The 20,290-nt window shown below is 59.2% G+C and carries 21 protein-coding genes and 1 tRNA gene; 15 read left to right on the top strand and 7 right to left on the bottom strand.

Annotated elements, in window-relative coordinates; all coding sequences use genetic code 11:
- The first annotated feature begins 142 nt into the window (after window positions 1-142).
- The 14 genes from ruvC to nadA all read left to right on the top strand — a co-directional run bounded on the left by ruvC (window position 143) and on the right by nadA (window position 10,964).
- A complete protein-coding gene (gene ruvC, locus LAB08_RS24260; protein ID WP_096509342.1) occupies window positions 143-667 on the top strand; it encodes a crossover junction endodeoxyribonuclease RuvC in 525 nt (174 codons plus the stop codon).
- 113 nt (window positions 668-780) lie between these two features.
- On the top strand, window positions 781-1,389 hold the full coding sequence (ruvA, locus tag LAB08_RS24255; protein ID WP_096509343.1) for a Holliday junction branch migration protein RuvA: 609 nt from the start codon (window positions 781-783) through the stop codon (window positions 1,387-1,389).
- Window positions 1,390-2,451, top strand: coding sequence for a Holliday junction branch migration DNA helicase RuvB (ruvB, locus tag LAB08_RS24250; RefSeq protein WP_096509344.1), 1,062 nt, complete (start codon window positions 1,390-1,392; stop codon window positions 2,449-2,451). It begins immediately after the preceding gene.
- 127 nt (window positions 2,452-2,578) lie between these two features.
- Complete coding sequence (gene ybgC, locus LAB08_RS24245) at window positions 2,579-3,046, top strand: tol-pal system-associated acyl-CoA thioesterase (protein WP_008027788.1); 468 nt, start codon at window positions 2,579-2,581, stop codon at window positions 3,044-3,046.
- Window positions 3,036-3,731, top strand: a complete 696-nt coding sequence (gene tolQ, locus LAB08_RS24240) for a protein TolQ (RefSeq protein WP_060539647.1) — start codon at window positions 3,036-3,038, stop codon at window positions 3,729-3,731. Before ybgC ends, tolQ begins: the two co-directional genes overlap by 11 nt.
- 23 nt (window positions 3,732-3,754) lie before the next feature.
- Entirely contained in the window at window positions 3,755-4,207 is a 453-nt protein-coding gene (gene tolR, locus LAB08_RS24235) for a protein TolR (protein ID WP_172901655.1), read from the top strand.
- A complete protein-coding gene (gene tolA / locus LAB08_RS24230; protein ID WP_096509346.1) occupies window positions 4,207-5,286 on the top strand; it encodes a cell envelope integrity protein TolA in 1,080 nt (359 codons plus the stop codon). The genes tolR and tolA overlap by 1 nt, the downstream gene beginning before the upstream one ends.
- A 17-nt stretch (window positions 5,287-5,303) precedes the next feature.
- Window positions 5,304-6,584 carry a Tol-Pal system beta propeller repeat protein TolB gene (tolB, locus tag LAB08_RS24225; protein WP_172901656.1) on the top strand — a complete coding sequence of 427 codons (1,281 nt, stop codon included), beginning with the start codon at window positions 5,304-5,306 and terminating at the stop codon, window positions 6,582-6,584.
- Window positions 6,585-6,636: 52 nt separating this feature from the next.
- The gene (gene pal / locus LAB08_RS24220; protein WP_003178634.1) at window positions 6,637-7,134 is read left to right on the top strand and encodes a peptidoglycan-associated lipoprotein Pal; all 498 of its coding nucleotides are present in this window, start codon (window positions 6,637-6,639) and stop codon (window positions 7,132-7,134) included.
- Between the two features lie 6 nt (window positions 7,135-7,140).
- Complete coding sequence (gene ybgF, locus LAB08_RS24215; RefSeq protein WP_096509348.1) at window positions 7,141-7,986, top strand: tol-pal system protein YbgF; 846 nt, start codon at window positions 7,141-7,143, stop codon at window positions 7,984-7,986.
- A 166-nt stretch (window positions 7,987-8,152) separates the two neighbouring features.
- Window positions 8,153-8,800, top strand: a complete 648-nt coding sequence (gene queE / locus LAB08_RS24210) for a 7-carboxy-7-deazaguanine synthase QueE (protein ID WP_096509349.1) — start codon at window positions 8,153-8,155, stop codon at window positions 8,798-8,800.
- A gap of 1 nt (window position 8,801) precedes the next feature.
- Window positions 8,802-9,494 (top strand): 7-cyano-7-deazaguanine synthase QueC, encoded by a 693-nt coding sequence (gene queC, locus LAB08_RS24205; RefSeq protein WP_096509350.1) that lies wholly within the window; start codon window positions 8,802-8,804, stop codon window positions 9,492-9,494.
- 63 nt (window positions 9,495-9,557) lie between these two features.
- Window positions 9,558-9,633: transfer RNA gene (locus LAB08_RS24200), tRNA-Lys, on the top strand.
- 272 nt (window positions 9,634-9,905) lie between these two features.
- Window positions 9,906-10,964 (top strand): quinolinate synthase NadA, encoded by a 1,059-nt coding sequence (gene nadA, locus LAB08_RS24195; RefSeq protein WP_096509351.1) that lies wholly within the window; start codon window positions 9,906-9,908, stop codon window positions 10,962-10,964.
- Window positions 10,965-11,096: 132 nt separating this feature from the next.
- On the opposite strand, the gene LAB08_RS24190 is transcribed toward nadA, so the two are convergent.
- The 6 genes from LAB08_RS24190 to gcvH all read right to left on the bottom strand — a co-directional run bounded on the left by LAB08_RS24190 (window position 11,097) and on the right by gcvH (window position 18,288).
- Window positions 11,097-11,585 carry an RDD family protein gene (locus LAB08_RS24190; protein ID WP_096509352.1) on the bottom strand — a complete coding sequence of 163 codons (489 nt, stop codon included), beginning with the start codon at window positions 11,583-11,585 and terminating at the stop codon, window positions 11,097-11,099.
- A 94-nt stretch (window positions 11,586-11,679) separates the two neighbouring features.
- Window positions 11,680-11,892: a cold-shock protein gene (locus tag LAB08_RS24185; protein ID WP_007977299.1), complete on the bottom strand. Its 213-nt coding sequence runs from the start codon at window positions 11,890-11,892 to the stop codon at window positions 11,680-11,682.
- A gap of 403 nt (window positions 11,893-12,295) precedes the next feature.
- Entirely contained in the window at window positions 12,296-13,420 is a 1,125-nt protein-coding gene (gcvT, locus tag LAB08_RS24180) for a glycine cleavage system aminomethyltransferase GcvT (protein ID WP_096509353.1), read from the bottom strand.
- Between the two features lie 40 nt (window positions 13,421-13,460).
- Window positions 13,461-14,837: an L-serine ammonia-lyase gene (locus tag LAB08_RS24175; RefSeq protein ID WP_096509354.1), complete on the bottom strand. Its 1,377-nt coding sequence runs from the start codon at window positions 14,835-14,837 to the stop codon at window positions 13,461-13,463.
- A gap of 203 nt (window positions 14,838-15,040) precedes the next feature.
- Complete coding sequence (gene gcvP / locus LAB08_RS24170; protein ID WP_096509355.1) at window positions 15,041-17,893, bottom strand: aminomethyl-transferring glycine dehydrogenase; 2,853 nt, start codon at window positions 17,891-17,893, stop codon at window positions 15,041-15,043.
- A gap of 11 nt (window positions 17,894-17,904) precedes the next feature.
- The gene (gcvH, locus tag LAB08_RS24165) at window positions 17,905-18,288 is read right to left on the bottom strand and encodes a glycine cleavage system protein GcvH (protein WP_096509356.1); all 384 of its coding nucleotides are present in this window, start codon (window positions 18,286-18,288) and stop codon (window positions 17,905-17,907) included.
- Between the two features lie 40 nt (window positions 18,289-18,328).
- Between gcvH and LAB08_RS24160 the strand changes: the two genes are divergently transcribed.
- Complete coding sequence (locus LAB08_RS24160; protein ID WP_157755686.1) at window positions 18,329-18,520, top strand: hypothetical protein; 192 nt, start codon at window positions 18,329-18,331, stop codon at window positions 18,518-18,520.
- Between the two features lie 206 nt (window positions 18,521-18,726).
- On the opposite strand, the gene gcsR is transcribed toward LAB08_RS24160, so the two are convergent.
- Window positions 18,727-20,235, bottom strand: coding sequence for a transcriptional regulator GcsR (gcsR, locus tag LAB08_RS24155; RefSeq protein ID WP_096509357.1), 1,509 nt, complete (start codon window positions 20,233-20,235; stop codon window positions 18,727-18,729).
- Window positions 20,236-20,290: the final 55 nt, after the last annotated feature.

Here is a 20,290-nt window from a genome sequence, read left to right as displayed (position 1 = left end):
ATGTGGGAGCGAGCCTGCTCGTGAATGCGGATTTTCAGGCAGCATCGTTGCTGAATATGAACCCGCTTTCGCGAGCAGGCTCGCTCCCACATTTGTCATTCGCTGTTTTTAATATCGTGCATTTACTTAACCCACAGGCGTTATGACTTTAATTCTTGGTATCGACCCCGGTTCGCGCATCACCGGGTATGGCGTGGTACGCGATACCGGGCGTGGCTGCGAGTACGTGGCCTCCGGCTGCATTCGCACCGGTGCCGGTGAGCTGCATGAGCGCCTGCAGATTGTCTATCGCGGGGTTCGGGAGATCATTCAGACCTACAAGCCTGTGACCATGGGCATCGAAAAGGTGTTCATGGCGCGCAACGCCGATTCTGCCTTGAAGCTGGGGCAGGCCCGCGGTGCCGCCATCGTGGCGGGCGCGGAGGAAAGCCTGGAGATTGCCGAGTACACCGCGACCCAGGTCAAGCAGGCGGTGGTTGGCACGGGGGCCGCCAACAAGGAACAAGTGCAAATGATGGTCATGCACATGCTGAAACTGACCAGTAAACCGCAAATCGATGCCTCGGACGCCCTGGCCATTGCCATTTGCCATGCCCACACCCGTTCCAGTCTGTTGCCCCATGGCCTGGGTTCGGCACGCAGTCGTGGCGGGCGCCTGCGTCTCTGATAGCATCGGCAGTCAATTTTATGGGATGAGGATTTGCGCCTGTTTTGTCGGCGCGCAATCCCTGCTCTGTCAGTCGCCGGCCTTGTGCTGGCCAACGCTCAAGGATCTGTAACGTGATTGGACGCTTGCGCGGCACACTGGCTGAGAAACAGCCGCCGCACCTGATTCTGGATGTAAACGGCCTGGGGTATGAGCTTGAAGTGCCCATGACCACGCTTTATCGCTTGCCGTCGGTCGGTGAACCGCTGACATTGCACACCCATTTGGTCGTGCGCGAAGACGCGCAGTTACTCTATGGCTTCGCCGGCAAGCGCGAGCGAGACTTTTTTCGCGAGTTGATCCGTCTCAATGGTGTGGGGCCGAAACTGGCCCTGGCCTTGATGTCGAGCCTTGAAGTCGACGAACTGGTTCGTTGCGTGCAATCCCAGGACACTTCGGCGCTGACCAAGGTGCCAGGCGTGGGCAAGAAAACCGCCGAACGCCTGTTGGTGGAGCTCAAGGATCGCTTCAAGGCGTGGGAAACAGTACCGGCCATGTTTGCCCTGGTACCGAACCAGCCGGACGGACCTGCGCCGGTCAATACCGCCGAGAACGACGCGGTCAGCGCGCTGATCTCCCTGGGCTACAAGCCGCAGGAAGCCAGCAAGGCGATTTCCGCGATCAAGGAGAAAGGCTTGAGCAGTGAAGACATGATTCGTCGCGCCCTGAAGGGAATGATCTAAGTGATTGAAGCTGATCGTCTGATCGCCGCCACGGGTGCTCCCCGTGACCGCGAGGAAGTCCAGGACCGGGCGATTCGTCCTGTCAGCCTGGCCGAATACATTGGCCAGCCGACGGTCCGTGAGCAAATGGAGTTGTTTATCCAGGCCGCCCGGGGGCGCAACGAGTCCCTGGACCACACCTTGATTTTCGGTCCTCCGGGATTGGGTAAAACCACCCTGGCCAACATCATCGCCCAGGAAATGGGTGTCTCGATCAAAAGCACTTCGGGGCCGGTCCTCGAGCGCCCGGGTGATTTGGCAGCGTTGCTGACCAATCTCGAGCCGCACGACGTGCTGTTTATCGATGAAATCCATCGCCTTTCGCCGATTGTCGAAGAGGTGCTGTACCCGGCCATGGAGGACTTCCAGCTCGACATCATGATCGGCGAAGGGCCGGCCGCGCGTTCGATCAAGCTCGATTTGCCGCCATTTACCCTGGTCGGCGCCACCACGCGGGCGGGGATGCTGACCAATCCGCTGCGTGACCGTTTCGGGATCGTCCAGCGCCTGGAGTTCTATAGCAACGCCGATCTGTCGACGATTGTCAGTCGTTCGGCGAGCATTCTCGGATTGCCACTGGACCCGGAGGGTGCATTCGAAATCGCCCGTCGTGCCCGTGGTACCCCGCGGATCGCCAACCGCTTGCTGCGCCGGGTGCGGGACTTTGCCGAAGTTCGCGCCAAAGGTCATATCACCAAGCCGATCGCCGATCTGGCCCTGAACCTGCTGGATGTCGATGAGCGTGGCTTCGATCACCAGGACCGCCGTCTGTTACTGACCATGATCGAGAAATTCGATGGCGGGCCGGTCGGGGTCGACAGTCTCGCTGCGGCCATCAGCGAAGAGCGCCACACCATTGAAGATGTGCTGGAACCCTATCTGATTCAGCAGGGCTACATCATGCGCACCCCGCGAGGGCGAGTGGTGACACGGCACGCGTACCTGCACTTCGGTTTAAACATTCCGTCACGATTGGGCGAGATGCCCGTGGTAGACGAGTTTCTCGATGCCGTGGACGATTAATTAACTTTTGCGTGCTGATTTTTCGGGCATTGTGCTGTCCCAGGACCGTACTTTTGCGAGAAAGCCGCAGAACAATGAAAAACAGTTGCCTGGCCGGATTGGCAACCCGAGGAGTAAGCACTAGAGTATGCGCGCGCAAAACGGGCTTGAGCCTTTCGCACATCGTTGTCGCGTTTATTACGAGGACACCGATGCGGGCGGCATCGTGTATTACGTCAATTACCTCAAGTTTATGGAACGGGCTCGAACCGAGCGGCTCCGAGAGCTGGGCTTTGCCCAATCGCAGCTGGCAGGGGAGGACCTGTTGTTCGTCGTGCATTCCAGCGAAGCGCGCTACCACGCGCCGGCGCGACTGGACGATGAGCTGCTGGTAAGCGCTGAAGTAATCGAATTGAACCGGGTCAGCCTGCGCTTCAAGCAGCAGGTCAGGCGGGCTACGGATAATGCACTGCTCTGCGAAGGGCAGTTTCTGGTGGCCTGTGTGCGCACTGAAAGTTTAAAACCCCGGGCCATTCCCGAAGCTCTACGAGCGGCCTTCGCCGACGTGAGCGGCGCGGGTACACACTCAAAGCAGGAGATAAAGCGTGGAAGCTAACGTCGTCGACCATTCCTCCATGTGGAGCCTGGTCAGCAATGCCAGTATCGTGGTGCAACTGGTAATGCTGACCCTGGTAGCCGCATCGGTGACCTCATGGATCATGATCTTTCAGCGCAGCAATCTGATACGTGCCGGTCGACGTGCCCTGGAGAGCTTTGAAGAGCGCTTCTGGTCGGGCATCGATCTGTCCAAGCTCTACCGTCAGGCTGGCAGCAATCCGGACCCGGACTCGGGTGTCGAGCAGATCTTCCGCGCCGGCTTCAAGGAATTCTCCCGTTTGCGCCAGCAGCCGGGCGTTGATCCGGAAGCAGTCATGGAGGGCGTTGCCCGTGCCATGCGCGTAGCCATTTCCCGTGAAGAAGAAAAGCTCGAGCAGAGCCTGCCGTTCCTGGCCACCGTCGGCTCTGTCAGCCCGTACATCGGTCTGTTCGGTACCGTCTGGGGCATCATGAACTCCTTCCGCGGTCTGGCGACTGCCCAGCAAGCGACCCTGGCCACTGTGGCGCCAGGTATCGCCGAAGCCCTGATCGCCACCGCGATCGGCCTGTTCGCCGCCATCCCGGCCGTTATCGCTTACAACCGCTTTTCTGCTCGCAGCGAAACCCTGCTGAGCCGTTACTACACCTTCGCCGACGAATTCCAGGCGATCCTGCACCGCAAAGTGCACACCAGCGAAGAATAAGCAGGTAATTTCCAATGGCTTTAATCGCTCGAGCTCGACACAAGCGCAAGCCGGTCGCCGAGATGAACGTGGTGCCTTACATCGACGTGATGTTGGTGCTGCTGGTCATCTTCATGGTGACCGCGCCGATGCTCAATCAGGGCGTGAAAGTTGATCTGCCGAAGGTTTCCAGCGAAGCCTTGCCGCAGGACAACAACACCCAGGTCCTGACCATTTCGATCAAGGCTGACAAGACCTATTACTGGAACCTTGGCAGCGAAGTCGACACAGAGAAGCAACAAGATCGCGCCATGACCCTGCCGCAGATGACGGACGCGGTCACCAAGATCATTCGCGCCGGCAACGAAGGCGGCAAGCGTACCCAGGTCTTCATTCGCGGCGACAAGAGCGTCGACTACGGTGCCGTCATGGGTGCCATGGGCGGGTTGCAGAAAGCCGGGGTCGGTAATGTTGGCTTGATTACCGAGGCGCCCTGATGCAGCAACAGCGAGAGCCGTCCGCCTCGGAAAGCTACTTCTGGCCTAGTGTCTGGGCGATTGGCTTGCACGTGCTGGTGTTCGGCATGCTGTTCGTCAGTTTTGCCTTCACACCGGAGCTGCCGCCGGCCAAACCGATTGTCCAGGCGACCTTGTACCAGCTGAAATCCAAAAGTCAGGCAACCACCCAGACCAATCAGAAGATTGCGGGTGAGGCGAAGAAATCCGCCGCACGCCAGACCGAAGAAGAGCAGTTGGAACAGAAGAAGGTTGAGCAGGAAGCAGTGAAGGCTGCGGAACAAAAGAAAGAAGAAGCGGCTCAAAAGGCCGAGGAAGCCAAGAAGGCCGACGAGTCCAAGAAAGCGGAAGAGGCGAAAAAGGCTGATGAAGCCAAGAAAGCTGACGACGCGAAAAAGGCCGCCGAAGCCAAGAAGGCAGAAGAGAAACAATTGGCTGATATAGCCAAGAAGAAAGCTGAAGAAGAAGCCAAGAAGGCTGCTGAAGAAGAGGCCAAGAAAGCGGCCGCTGAAGAAGCGAAGAAAAAGATCGTCGAAGACGCGAAGAAGAAAGCCGCGGAAGACGCCAAGAAGAAAGCTGAAGCTGAGGAGGCGAAGAAGAAAGTCGCCGAAGAAGCGAAGAAGAAAGCTGCTGCCGATGCTGCGAAGAAGAAATCGCAGGACGCGGCGAAAAAGTCCGCCGAAGACAAAAAGGCTCAGGCCCTGGCAGATTTGCTTTCCGACACGCCGCAGCGTCAGCAGGCCTTGGCCGATGAGCGAGGTGACGAAGTCGCCGGCAGTTTCGATGACCTGATTCGACTACGTGCAGCGGAAGGCTGGGCTCGTCCACCTTCGGCCCGCAAAGGCATGACGGTTCAGCTGCAAATCGGCATGTTGCCGGACGGTACGGTGACTTCGGTCAAGGTGCTCAAGTCCAGTGGCGACGGTCCGTTTGACGCTTCAGCCGTAGCGGCAGTGAAGAATATTGGACGTTTGACAGAAATGCAGGGAATGAAGCCGAGCGATTTTGCTCCGTATCGTTCATTCAAGATGACATTCACACCTGAGGATCTAGCCCCGTGAGAAACCTCCTTCGAGGAATGCTCGTCGTGATCTGCTGCATGGCAGGGATCGCGATGGCAGATGAGAAAAACATTCTGGTTACCAGCGGCAGCGATCGGGCCACCCCGATTGCAGTCGTGCCGTTCGGCAATCAGGGCGGCAGCGTGTTGCCGGATGACATGGCTGAAATCATCGGTAACGACCTGCGCAACTCGGGTTACTACTCGCCGATTCCAAAGCAGAACATGATCAGCCAGCCAAGCCAGGCCAGCGAAATCATCTTCCGTGACTTCAAGGCGCTGGGCGCCCAGTACGTCATGGTGGGCAGCATTGTTCCTGCGGGCGGTCGCCTGCAGGTGCAATACGCACTGTTCAACGTTGCTACCGAGCAGCAAGTGCTGACCGGCAGTGTGTCGGGTGGCGTCGATCAATTGCGCGACATGTCGCACTACATCGCCGACCAGTCGTTCGAAAAACTCACCGGTATCAAAGGTGCGTTTTCGACTCGCCTGCTGTACGTGACGGCCGAGCGTTTCTCCGAGAAGAACACTCGCTACACGCTGCAACGTTCCGACTATGACGGTGCCCGTGCGGTAACCCTGCTGCAATCGCGCGAGCCGATCCTGTCGCCACGTTTCGCACCGGATGGCAAGCGCATCGCCTACGTTTCATTCGAGCAGAAGCGTCCTCGGGTGTTCATGCAGAACATCGATACCGGTCGCCGTGAACAGATCACCAACTTCGAAGGCCTGAACGGCGCGCCAGCCTGGTCGCCCGATGGCAATCGCCTGGCGTTCGTGCTGTCGAAAGACGGTAACCCGGACATCTATGTCATGAACCTCGGTTCGCGTCAGATCACCCGCGTCACCAACGGTCCTGGTATCAACACCGAACCGTTCTGGGGCAAGGATGGCTCGACCATCTACTTCACGTCCGACCGTGGCGGCAAACCACAGATTTATAAAACCAGCGTCGGTGGCGGCGGTGCCGAGCGTGTGACTTTCGTCGGTAACTACAACGCCAACCCTAAGTTGTCGGCGGACGAAAAGACCCTCGTGATGATTCACCGCCAGGACGGTTTTACCAATTTCAAAGTGGCGGCTCAGGATTTGCAGCGCGGTAGTGTAAAGATCCTCACTGATAGCACTCTGGACGAGTCGCCTACTGTTGCGCCCAACGGCACCATGGTAATCTACGCCACCCGCCAGCAGGGCCGGGGAGTCTTGATGCTCGTGTCCATCAATGGACGCGTAAGGCTCCCACTTCCTACCGCACAAGGCGAAGTCAGAGAACCTTCCTGGTCCCCTTTCCTGAACTGACGCGGCGCTATACGTTTTACTTAACACACTGGGGTTCATTAGGAGTTTCACGATGGAAATGCTGAAGTTTGGTAAATTTGCTGCGCTGGCTCTCGCCATGGCTGTAGCTGTAGGTTGCTCGTCCAAAGGCGGCGACAATGCCGGTGAAGGCGCAGTAGATCCAAACGCTGGTTACGGCGCAAACACTGGTGCAGTTGACGGCTCCCTGAGCGAAGAAGCTGCACTGCGCGCTATCACCACTTTCTACTTCGAATACGACAGTTCGGACCTGAAGCCAGAAGCCATGCGCGCTCTGGACGTTCACGCCAAAGACCTGAAAGCAAACGGCGCTCGCGTTGTTCTGGAAGGCAACACCGACGAACGTGGTACTCGTGAGTACAACATGGCACTGGGCGAGCGTCGTGCGAAAGCCGTTCAGCGCTACCTGGTACTGCAAGGTGTTTCCCCAGCTCAGCTGGAACTGGTTTCCTACGGCGAAGAGCGTCCAGTTGCTACCGGCAACGACGAGCAGTCCTGGGCTCAAAACCGTCGCGTCGAACTGCGTAAGTAATTCGTCATGCGAACGTGCCGTCGTGCTGTAACTGTTTTGGCTCTCAGTCTCGCACCGCTTGCGGTGTGGGCTGCGGTTCCTGTGGTCGAGGACAACTCCGGCTATAACAATAGCGGGAGTAGTTATCCGCCTGCGGGTTACGGTACGAACGGCGCCTATGCCGGGGGAGGGGTTTCGGCCCCTGTCTCGGCACAGGGCGAGCTGTTCAACCAACTGCAATCAATGCAGCAACAAATCGAGCGCCAGCAAGGTGCAATCGAAGTTCTGCAAAATGATGTAGCGCGCATGAAGCAAGAGAACCTGGAGCGATACCAGGATCTTGATCGGCGCATAGGATCGGGCGTTGCACCAGCCGCGACTCCAGAAAATTCTTCCACCGGTGGTGATTTGAATGCCCCCGGTGCTGCAGCAGGTGCAAGCGCAGCCGCGGGGGCGGCAGCCGCTCAGGCACCTGCAGCGGGCAGCGAACCGGCAGACCCGGCGAAGGAAAAGCTCTATTACGACGCGGCCTTCGACCTGATCAAAGCCAAGGATTTCGACAAGGCCAGCCAGGCTTTCTCCGCATTCCTGCGCAAATACCCGAATAGCCAATACGCGGGCAATGCCCAGTACTGGTTGGGCGAAGTGAACCTGGCCAAAGGCGATCTGCAAGGTGCAGGTCAGGCATTTGCCAAGGTTTCGCAGCTTTATCCCAAGCACGCCAAGGTGCCTGATTCGCTGTACAAGCTCGCTGATGTAGAGCGTCGCCTCGGTCATACCGACCGGGTCAAAGGCATTTTGCAGCAGGTGGTTTCCCAATATCCGGGCACTTCCGCCGCTCAGTTGGCCCAGCGCGATCTGCAGAAAATGTAAGCCTGCTTGACCCGTTTCAAAGAAACCCGCGCTTGTCGCGGGTTTTTTCGTTAGAATTCACACCCTTTTTCTGAAACACGCTTTTTGGGATCTGCGCATTGCCGGGGTTCCTTGAAGTGCCTGACGGAGGCGGACAGCCTGTTTAGCTGTTACGCCCGTGGCGACTATGCAAGACACATTGAGAATCACCGAAGTTTTCTACTCGTTGCAGGGTGAAACTCGGACTGCCGGCCTGCCCACGGTTTTTGTGCGCCTGACCGGTTGCCCGTTGCGTTGCCAATACTGCGACAGCGCCTACGCGTTCACCGGCGGGACCATTCGCACGCTCGACGATATCCTCGAGCAAGTGGCTGGATTCCGCCCGCGTTATGTCTGTGTCACGGGCGGCGAGCCCCTGGCGCAACCCAACGCCATTCCTTTGCTCAAGCGGTTGTGTGATGCCGGTTACGAAGTGTCACTGGAAACCAGTGGTTCGCTCGATATCTCGGCGGTGGATCCCCGGGTCAGTCGCGTCGTCGACCTGAAAACCCCGGGTTCTAAAGAAGCGCATCGCAATCGTTACGAAAACATTGAACTGCTCACGCCCAACGATCAGGTGAAATTTGTCATCTGCTCGCGGGAAGACTATGACTGGTCTGTTTCCAAGCTGATTCAATATGGTCTGGACCAGCGCGCCGGTGAGGTTCTGTTCTCGCCAAGCCATCACGACCTCAATGCTCGGGATCTGGCCGACTGGGTGGTAGCGGACAACCTGCCAGTACGTCTGCAACTGCAGCTGCATAAATATCTTTGGAACGATGAGCCGGGGCGCTGAAATGACGGAACAACTGAACACTGCGGAAAAACGTGCGGTCATCCTGCTGTCCGGTGGCCTGGATTCGGCCACTGTCGTCGCCATGGCACGTGCCGAAGGTTACAGCTGCTACACCATGAGCTTCGATTATGGTCAGCGTTCTCACGCCGAGCTGTACGCAGCCGAACGGGTTGCCCGTGACTTGGGTGTCGTGGAACACAAGGTAATCGGCCTCAACCTGAACGGAATGGGGGGCTCGGCGCTGACTGATAGCAGCATCGATATTCCGGAAGAGTTGGGTGAGGGCATTCCGGTCACTTATGTGCCTGCGCGCAACACGGTATTCCTGTCCCTGGCACTCGGCTGGGCTGAAGTGCTCGGCGCACGGGACATCTTCATCGGCGTCAATGCCGTGGATTACTCCGGCTACCCGGACTGCCGTCCCGAATTCATCGAGTCGTTCGAGCGCATGGCGAATCTGGCGACCAAGGCGGGTGTGGAAGGTAATGGCTTCCGTATCCAGGCACCGCTGCAAAACCTCAGCAAGGCGCAGATCGTCCAGGCAGGTGTGAAGCTTGGGGTCAATTACGGCCTGACGGTTTCCTGCTATCAGGCCGACGATAACGGCCGTGCCTGCGGCAAATGCGACAGCTGCCGCCTGCGTGCTGAAGGCTTTGCGGCAGCCGGAATCAGCGACCCGACACCTTATTTTTGATTTATTTTAAAATAGGTGTTGAATAGTCCTTAAAAATCAGTATTATACGCGCCACCACACAGCGGGTCGTTAGCTCAGTTGGTAGAGCAGTTGGCTTTTAACCAATTGGTCGTAGGTTCGAATCCCACACGACCCACCATTTTCAAGCTGTTTTAAAAGTCTGGAAGGCCCACGAAAGTGAGGATTTCCGGATTTTTTTTTGCCCGCGATTTACCTCCGCCCGGTTCTTGGGCAGCACTGCACGACACAGGTCAGAATCATCTTTTGCATCCACGGGATATTCTGTAGCCTTGCGCAGCTTCAACGCTGTCCGTGCCTGATGAATACTCACTTTCCCGGCGGTACCCTGATGGGTCCGGAGCCGGGTGTATACTCGACTTTCGCGCGAATGCGCCTGCAGGTCTTGCGAACATGACGCAGATTTCCGAACGCCTTCTGGTTCAAGCCCACCTCGACGCCAAGCAGCCCAAGCCGCTGACAGCCGACGAAGAGGCCTATTACCGCGCCGCCATCGCTGCCGAGCTCAAGGCTCAGGACGCGGTGCTGGTCGCCCACTTCTATTGCGATCCGATCATTCAGGCCCTGGCCGAAGAAACCGGTGGTTGCGTCTCCGACTCGCTGGAGATGGCCCGCTTCGGTAATGCACATCCGGCCAAGACCGTAGTGGTCGCCGGCGTGAAGTTCATGGGCGAAACGGCCAAGATCCTCAACCCCGAAAAACGCATCCTGATGCCGACGCTGGAGGCGACATGCTCGCTGGACCTGGGTTGCCCGGTCGACGAGTTTTCCGCGTTCTGCGACCAGCATCCCGAGCGCACGGTGGTGGTCTATGCCAATACGTCGGCGGCAGTAAAGGCCCGGGCGGATTGGGTGGTGACTTCAAGCTGTGCGCTGGAAATCGTCGAAAGCCTGATGGATAACGGCGAAACCATTATCTGGGGGCCGGACAAGCATCTGGGCACCTACATTCAACGCCAGACTGGTGCCGACATGCTGCTGTGGGACGGTGCCTGCATCGTTCACGAAGAGTTCAAGTCCAAACAGCTCGAAGACATGAAGGCGCTGTATCCCGATGCCGCGATCCTGGTGCACCCGGAATCGCCGACCTCCGTGATCGAACTGGCAGATGCTGTCGGCTCCACCAGTCAGTTGATTGCAGCGGCGCAGAGCCTGCCGAACAAGACCCTGATCGTCGCCACCGACCGCGGCATCTTCTACAAGATGCAGCAGTTGTGCCCGGACAAGGTGTTTATCGAAGCGCCCACGGCCGGTAACGGCGCCGCATGCCGCAGTTGTGCACACTGTCCATGGATGGCGATGAACACCCTTGAGCGTACGCTCAAGAGCTTGAAGGAGGGGGCAAACGAGATCTTTGTCGATCCTGCGCTGGTTCCTCAGGCCATTCGACCGCTCAAGCGCATGCTGGACTTCACCCAGGCTGCGCGGATGAAGTTGGCCGGGAACGCTTAATAGCTGTCAAATCGCAAAAAAACTGTGGGAGCGAGCCTGCTCGCGAAAGCGGTGTATCAGCAACATTAATGTCGGCTGACACTCCCTCTTCGCGAGCAGGCTCGCTCCCACATTGGTTTGTGCTTTTCGGGATTACTTGGTCTTCTTGGGAATCCGCACCAGCCGGGTATTGGAGTACATGTCGTGCCAGCTGCGGTGCTGCTTGTCGAATAGCGACCAGAAGAACCCCAGGCCAACGCACAGCAGCGATGCGATCGACACCACGAAGCGCAACAGCGCTTGCCACAGGCTGATGGAGGAGCCGTCGGCGTTCTGTACACGGATGCACCAGACCTGCATGCCCAGGGTCTGGCCGGACCAGGTCCAGAATTTGGCGAAAAAGCCAAACAGTACGAACAGCAACACGGTCGAGAGCAGCGGGTCGCCATCAAGTGCCCCGGCCTCTGTGAGCGCGCGCATTTTGTCTTCGCCGATGATTGCCATCTGGATCATTTTGTAAATGCCACTGGTGACAATCAGCAGGGCGGTGCACAGCAGGAAGTCATAGAACATCGCGGCCAGACGACGACCCAGGCCAGCGGCAGGAAATTCGCCCTGGGGGTTAAGCAGGTGTTTCGACATGGCGGCTCTCGGCGAAAAAAGAAACCATTTTACGGATTTACGCGCACAAAAAAGCCCCTGATGTCAGCATCAGGGGCTTTTTCGTAACAGAAGATTAGGCTTCTGCTTGTACTTCGTCAGCCTGCATGCCTTTCTGGCCTTGCACGGCGATGAAGGTCACTTTCTGGCCTTCTTTCAGGCTCTTGAAACCGTTGCCCTGAATAGCGCGGAAATGTACGAACAGATCCGGACCGCTTTCTGGAGTGATAAAACCAAAACCTTTCTCGTCGTTAAACCACTTGACGGTACCGCTCTGACGTTGGGACATTTCTTATTTCCTTTGACGCTAAAATTAATGACAGTCTCCTTCTCATGAAAGAGTACTGGGGCTGGTTGCAGGAGAGTAAGAAGACGTCGAACGGGATGTAGCTAACTTGTAGGCTACTGCCCAGGTCACGATTCCAAGCGACCCATGCAAACACAGTGAACAAACTCTACGCCAACTATGGGAGAAAAAACAAGCCCCTGCCAAGCCCCGGATTTCCTCAGGTTGCTGGCAGTTTGTCGGCTCATGGAGGCTGCTTATTCGATACGCTTGTTCAATTGTTTTCGAACGTTATAAGCAAAGTTCATAATCGAAGCTTAGAGCCAAACGATGCACTCTTTTATGGCGGTTGCGTTACACATTAGTGCACTGTTAACGCAACCGCGTTACTTATAGGAACAATCAATCAGCCGCGATAGTAGCGTTGTGGAACAAATGGCATTTTGCTTACAAGCAAAGGAACCTTTTTCCCACGAACAATTGCCCATACCTGTGTATCGAGAGCGATATAAGCGCTGTCGAGGTAACCCATCGCCAAAGGACCGCCCAGGGTCGGCCCGAAACCGCCGCTGCAGACGCTTCCGATGATCTCGCCCGCTTCGTTGACGATCTCGGCACCTTCACGCACCGGGGTGCGTTCCTGTGGCAGAAGGCCGATGCGCTTGCGGCTGACACCGCCCTGTTGTTGGGCAAATACGCTTTCAGCCCCAGGGAAACCACCCGCACGTGCGCCATCGGCACGACGTGGCTTGGAGATGGCCCACAGCAGGCTGGCTTCGATCGGGGTGGTGTCGGTGTTCATGTCGTGGCCGTAGAGGCACAGGCCGGCTTCCAGGCGCAGCGAGTCGCGCGCGCCCAGGCCGATGGCTTCGACTTCCGGCTCCGCCAGCAGGGCGCGGGCAAGGGCTTCGGCACTGGCGGCCGGCACAGAGATTTCGAAACCGTCTTCACCGGTGTAGCCCGAGCGGCTGACAAAGCAGTCCACGCCCAGCAGTTTCACGCGAGCGAACTGCATGAACGTCATCTTCGCCACTTCCGGTGCCAGACGTGCCAGCACAGTGACCGCCGCCGGACCTTGCAGGGCGAGCAGGGCGCGCTCTTCGAACAGTGGTTCGATCGCGCATTGTTCGCCAATGTGTTTGCGCAGATGCGCCAGGTCCTGATCCTTGCAAGCCGCGTTGACCACCAGGAACAGTTCATCGTTACCCAGGTTGGCAACCATCAGGTCGTCGAGGATGCCGCCGGTCTCATTGGTGAACATCGCATAGCGCTGCATGCCTACCGGCAAGTCAATGATATCCACCGGTACCAGGGTTTCCAGGGCCTTGGCGGCATTGGCGCCGGTCAGGCGGATCTGGCCCATGTGCGAAACATCGAACAACCCGGCCTGATCACGGGTGTGCTGGTGCTCTTTCATCACGCCCAACGGGTATTGCACGGGCATGTCATAGCCGGCGAAGGGCACCATGCGCGCGCCCAATTCGATGTGCAGTGCGTGCAACGGGGTTTTCAACAGTTGTTCGGTGGACATATTCAGCTCCTTAAAAAGTGCTTATGCAGGTGAGCGCACATCAGCACTCGATAATGTTGACCGCCAAACCGCCACGGGCGGTTTCCTTGTATTTGCTTTTCATGTCGGCGCCTGTCTGGCGCATGGTGCGGATGACCTTGTCGAGGGAGACGAAGTGCTGTCCGTCACCCCGCATGGCCATGCGCACCGCATTGATGGCCTTGACCGAACCCATGGCATTGCGCTCGATGCAAGGCACCTGCACCAGACCGCCAATCGGGTCGCAGGTCAGGCCCAGGTTGTGTTCCATGCCGATTTCCGCAGCGTTTTCCACTTGTTGCACCGTGCCGCCGAGGACTTCGCACAAGGCCCCGGCCGCCATGGAACACGCCACGCCGACCTCACCCTGGCAGCCGACTTCGGCGCCGGAAATCGAGGCGTTTTCCTTGTACAGGATGCCGATGGCCGCGGCGGTCAGCAGAAAGCGCACCACCCCGTCATCGTTCGCCGTAGGAATGAAACGCATGTAGTAATGCAACACCGCCGGAATGATCCCGGCCGCACCGTTGGTGGGGGCCGTGACGACACGCCCGCCATTGGCGTTTTCTTCGTTGACCGCCAGGGCGTACAGGTTGACCCAGTCCAGCACCGACAGCGGATCGCGCAGGGACGATTCCGGGTTCTTGCACAATTGCCGATACAGCGCGGCCGCCCGGCGCTTGACCTTCAGGCCACCGGGCAGAATGCCTTCGTTACGGCAACCGGCGGCGACGCAGTCCTGCATGACCTGCCAGATCTTCAACAGGCCGGCACGGGTTTCCGCTTCCGGACGCCATGCACTTTCGTTGGTCAGCATCACCTGGCTGATGGACAAGCCGTAGGTGGCGCAATGACCGAGCAGTTCCTTGGCGTTTTTGAAGGGAAAGGTCAGGGGGGTCGAGTCTTCGACGATGCGGTCGGCGCCGGCGGCGTCTTCATCGACGACAAAACCGCCGCCCACCGAGTAGTACTCGCGGCTGCGGATTTGCAGGCCCGCGGCGTCGAATGCGCGAAAAATCATGCCGTTGGGGTGATAGGCCAACGGTTTGCGAATCATCGCCAGGTGTTCTTTCTCGTTGAACGCAATGCTGTGTTCGCCGAGCAGGTTCAAGCGTCCGTTGCCGCGAATGGCTTGCAGGCGGGCGGCGACGGTCTCGGTGTCCACGGTATCCGGGTGTTCGCCTTCCAGGCCGAGCAGCACCGCTTTGTCGCTGCCATGGCCCTTGCCGGTGGCGCCGAGTGAGCCGTAGAGCTCGACCTTGACGCAGGTGGTGGCCGTCAGCAGCCCGTCACGGCGCAAGCCTTCGACGAAGCGCGCGGCGGCGCGCATTGGACCGACGGTGTGGGAGCTGGAGGGGCCGATGCCAATCTTGAACAGGTCGAACACGCTTAACGACATGGTTGTTCTCCGGTTTCTTGTTATAGGAATTGGCGGAATGTGAGACTTGGCACAACCCCTGTGGGAGCTGGCTTGCCAGCGATGGCGGTGTGTCAGGCAACAGAAATGTAGACTGATCCACCCTCATCGCTGGCAAGCCAGCTCCCACAGGGTTTTGTGGTGTTCTTGAAAACGGGGGCGAGCGAACCCGCCCCTTTATTGCCTTAAGCGTAGCTTTCGATCGACGGGCAGGCGCAAACCAGGTTGCGATCGCCGAACACGTTGTCGACGCGACCGACCGGCGGCCAGTATTTGCCTTCGATCAGCGAGGCGACCGGATACACCGCCTGCTCGCGGCTGTACGGGTGCGACCACTCGCCGACCAGCTCTGCCGCCGTGTGCGGGGCGTTTTTCAGCGGGTTGTCGTCCTTGTCCAGGGTACCGTTTTCCACAGCGCGGATTTCTTCGCGGATGCGGATCATGGCGTCGCAGAAGCGGTCCAGTTCTTCCTTGGATTCGCTTTCGGTCGGCTCGATCATCAGCGTACCGGCCACCGGGAACGACATGGTTGGGGCATGGAAGCCGAAGTCGATCAGGCGCTTGGCCACGTCATCGACGCTGATGCCGCTGCTGTCTTTCAGCGGACGCAGGTCGAGGATGCACTCGTGCGCCACCAGGCCATTGCTGCCGGTATACAGCACTGGGTAGTGCTCTTCGAGGCGGCGGGAAATGTAGTTGGCGTTGAGGATCGCCAACTGCGAAGCGCGTTTCAGGCCGGCGCCACCCATCATGCGGATGTACATCCAGGTGATCGGCAAAATGCTCGCGCTGCCGAACGGTGCCGCACAGACCGCGCCTTCCTTGCGTGCCATTTGCGCGTGGCCCGGCAGGAAAGGAGTGAGGTGCGATTTGACGCCGATCGGGCCGACACCCGGACCGCCACCGCCGTGGGGGATGCAGAAGGTCTTGTGCAGGTTCAGGTGCGATACGTCGCCGCCGAACTTGCCCGGCGCGCAGAGGCCGACCATGGCATTCATGTTGGCGCCGTCGATGTACACCTGGCCGCCGTTGTCGTGAATGATGCCGCAGATCTCGCGGATGCCTTCCTCGAACACACCGTGGGTGGACGGGTAGGTGATCATCAGCGCGGCGAGGTGTTCGCGGTGCTCGATGGCCTTGGCGCGCAAGTCTTCGATGTCGACGTTGCCGCGGGCGTCGCAGGCGGTGACAACCACACGCATGCCGGCCATTTGCGCGGTGGCGGGGTTGGTTCCGTGAGCCGACGACGGGATCAGGCAGATGTCGCGACGGTCTTCGCCACGGCTCTGGTGGTAGGCACGAATCGCCAGCAGACCTGCGTATTCACCCTGGGAACCGGCGTTCGGTTGCAGCGAGATCGAGTCGTAACCGGTGGCGGCGCAGAGCATCGCTTCCAGTTCGTCGGTCAGTTGCTGGTAGCCGGCGCTCTGCTCGGCCGGGGCAAACGGATGCAGCGCACCGAATTCGGCCCAGGTCACCGGGATCATTTCGCTGGCGGCGTTGAGTTTCATGGTGCACGAACCCAGCGGGATCATGGTGCGGTCCAGCGCCAGGTCCTTGTCGGCCAGTTTGCGCAGGTAGCGCATCAGCTCGGTTTCCGAGTGATAACGGTTGAACACCGGGTGGCTGAGGATCGGCGACTGGCGCACCAGTGCGGCCGGGATGGTGCTTTGTACCGAGGTGGCGACAGCGGCGAAGTCCGGCAGCGCCTTGCCGTCGGCCAGCAGGCTCCACAGGGTTTCGATGTCGGCCTGGGTGCTGGTTTCGTCGAGGGACAGGCCCAGACGCTCGGCATCGACCACGCGCAGGTTGATCTGTTGCGCGCGCGCTTTTTCGTGCAGCGCGGCGGTGTGGGCGCCGGTGTTCAGGGTCAGGGTGTCGAAGAAGCTGACTTGTTCAACTTGCAGACCGAGATTGCTCAGGCCCTTGGCCAGAATCGCGGTGAGGTGATGCACGCGATTGGCGATCTGCGTCAGGCCTTTCGGGCCGTGGTACACGGCGTACATGCTGGCGATGTTGGCCAGCAGCACTTGCGCGGTACAGATGTTCGAAGTGGCCTTCTCGCGGCGGATGTGCTGTTCGCGGGTCTGCATGGCCAGGCGCAGGGCCGGCTTGCCGAAACGGTCCACGGAGACACCGACCAGACGGCCCGGCATGTCGCGTTTGAACGCATCCTTGGTGGAGAAGTACGCAGCGTGCGGGCCGCCGAAGCCCAGCGGAACGCCAAAACGTTGTGCACTGCCGATGGCCACGTCGGCGCCAAATTCGCCCGGTGGGGTCAGCAGGGTCAGGGCCAGCAGGTCGGCGGCTACCGCTACCAGGGCGTTGGCGGCGTGGAAGCGTTCGGTCAGTTCGCGGTAGTCGAACAGGTCACCGTTGCTCGCTGGATATTGCAGCAGGGCGCCGAAGAACGGGGTCACGTCAGTCAGTTCAAGTTCGTCGCCCACCACTACTTCGATGCCCAGCGGCTCGGCACGGGTGCGCAGTACGTCGAGGGTCTGCGGGTGGCAATGCACGGACGCGAAGAATTTGTGGCTGCCCTTGTTCTTGCTCAGGCGCTTGCAGAAGGTCATGGCTTCGGCGGCGGCGGTGGCTTCGTCGAGCAGGGAGGCGTTGGCGATCGGCAGGCCGGTGAGGTCGCTGATCAGGGTCTGGAAGTTCAGCAGCGCTTCGAGGCGGCCTTGGGAAATTTCCGGCTGGTAAGGGGTGTAGGCGGTGTACCAGGCCGGGTTTTCCAGCAGGTTGCGCAGGATTGGCGACGGCGTGTGGGTGCCGTAGTAGCCCTGGCCAATGTAAGTCTTGAACAGCTGGTTTTTGCTGGCGATGGATTTGATCAACGCCAGGGCGTCGGCTTCGCTCAGGCCGTCTTCGAGGCCGAGGACGCTGGTGCCCTTGATGCTGTCGGGGATGACGCTGGCGCTCAGGGCTTCCAGGGAGTCGAAACCGAGGCTGTTGAGCATGGCTTGCTCGTCGCCGGCGCGCGGGCCGATGTGACGGGCGATGAATTCGTTGGCAGTAGTCAGGTTGACCTGGGTCATGTCGGTGCTCCTCAGGCTTCGGCTTGGGCTTTGATCAGACGGTCGTAAGCGTCCTGATCCAGCAGTTTGGCGACAGCCGAAGCGTCAGCGGGTTGGAAGCGGAAGAACCAGCCTTCACCCAGCGGGTCTTCGTTGACCAGTTCCGGGCTGCTGTCCAGCGCCGGATTCACTTCCAGCACTTCACCGTCCAGAGGCATGTAAACGCCGCTGGCCGCCTTTACCGATTCCACGGTGGCCGCTTCAGCGCCCTTGTCGTAGGACTGCAGCTCCGGCAGTTGTACGAAAACCACGTCGCCCAGTGCGTTCTGTGCGAAAGCGGTAATGCCGACTGTGACAGTGCCGTCAGCTTCGGTGCGCAGCCATTCGTGATCTTCAGTAAAACGCAATTCGCTCATGGAAAACTCCTAAGGGGCCAGACTCGTCTGGTGGACGCGATTGAATGCTTGGGCATTTGCCCTGATTTATGAGTGGTTACTAAGCAAGAACACGGCCAATGTTTTTTTATTGTTAATAATCAATGACTTAGGATGTTTTCAGAAGGCGATTGATTTGCTTGCTGTAGCGAAATCGCTACAGATGCAAGTGAAGATAAAAGCTGAAGTGGATCAAAGCCTTGCAGGACGCTGATCGGAGAGGGGTGTAGCGATATCGTTCCGCTGTAGCGCTTTCAGTACAGGTGGAGGTCGTTTTTGAAGTGATTCTCAGGACAAACACACAATCTCTGTGGGAGCGAGCCTGCTCGCGAAGACGGAGTGTCAGTCGAAGCTTATTTGACAGTCACACCGCTTTCGCGAGCAGGCTCGCTCCCACAGGGTTTTGTGTTGGTAGCGGGATTACGGTTTGTTGGGAATACCGTACTTGCGCAATCGATGAGCGATCGCGGTGTGGGAGGTTTGCAGGCGGCTCGCCAGTTGGCGGGTCGAGGGGTAGCTGACGTAGAGTTTTTCCAGGAGGGTTTTTTCGAACTCGTCCATGGCCTGTTCCAGGCTGTCGATGTCCTGGTCGCTCTGGCGCGCCACCGACGTGCCGGCAATGTCGAGGTCGCCGATGTCCACCAGGCTGCTTTCGCAAATGGCCGCGGCGCGGAAAATCACGTTTTGCAGTTGACGCACGTTACCCGGCCAGCGATTACCCAGCAGGGCCGGATAAGTGCCCGGCGCCAGGCGACACACCGGGCGCTGGATCTGCGCGCAGGCTTGCTGCATGAAGTAGCGGGCCAGCAGCAGAATGTCCTGGCCGCGCTCACGCAGCGGCGGGACTTCGACATTGAGGACATTGAGGCGGTAAAACAGGTCTTCGCGGAACTGGCCTTCGCTGACCATCTTTTCCAGGTTGCGGTGGGTCGCGCTGAGAATGCGTACGTTGACCTTCACTTCGCGATCGCCACCGACCCGACGGAAACTGCCGTCGTTGAGGAAACGCAGCAACTTGGCCTGCAAGTACGGCGACATCTCGCCGATTTCATCGAGGAACACCGTGCCCTGGTTGGCCAGCTCCATCAGCCCCGGCTTGCCACCCCGTTGTGCGCCGGTGAAGGCGCCGGGGGCGTAGCCGAACAGTTCGCTTTCGGCGAGATTCTCCGGCAGCGCCGCACAGTTCAACGCCAGAAACGGTGAATTGTGCCGCGCACTGATGGCGTGGCAGGCCCGGGCCACCAGTTCCTTGCCGGTGCCGGTTTCACCCTGGATCAACAGCGGCGCATCAAGGGCTGCCACCCGTTGCGCGCGGACCTTGAGCGTGCGGATCACCGGCGATTCGCCCAGCAGCGCATCGAAGCCTTCGGCGTGGTCGTGGTGCAGCGCCGACAGCTGTTCGCCGATGCGGTTCGGTTGATACAGGGTCAGCAGGGCACCGGCGTCAGTGATCGGCGTGGCGTCCAGCAACAACGTCTGGCCGTTCACCGTGATTTCCCGCAGCGGCAGGCGAAAGCCGTGTTCGAGCAGGGTGTCGAGCAGCGCCGGGTCGCCGAACAGGTCGGCAACGCTTTCACCGGCCGGTTCGCGGCCGTACAGGGCAATCAGCGCGGGATTGCCCAGCAGCACCTTGCCGGCACTGTCTAAAGCCAGCACCGGATCGGTCATGGCCGCCAACAGTGCATCGAGCTGCAGGTGCCGACGCTGGCCGGGCAGGATGTCGACCACTGTCATCGCCTGCACGCCGCGCACGCTGAGCAACGCATCGCGCAGCTCTTCGAGGACGTCCGGACTGAGGGTCGGCGCGTCGATATAGACGTTGGGCGGAATCATTTCCACCGCATCCAGATTGAGATTGCGCCCACCGAGCAAGGCCAGGACTTCCTGGGTAATACCGACGCGGTCGATGAAGCTGACGTGGATACGCATGGGGCGGTTTCAGGTTCTGGAGTGCGGAGGGTGGCAAGTATGCCTTGGGGCGGGC

Origin of the sequence: Pseudomonas izuensis, assembly GCF_002356535.2 — a bacterium.
GTDB lineage: Bacteria > Pseudomonadota > Gammaproteobacteria > Pseudomonadales > Pseudomonadaceae > Aquipseudomonas > Aquipseudomonas izuensis.
This window is presented reverse-complemented; position numbering and strand designations above follow the sequence as displayed.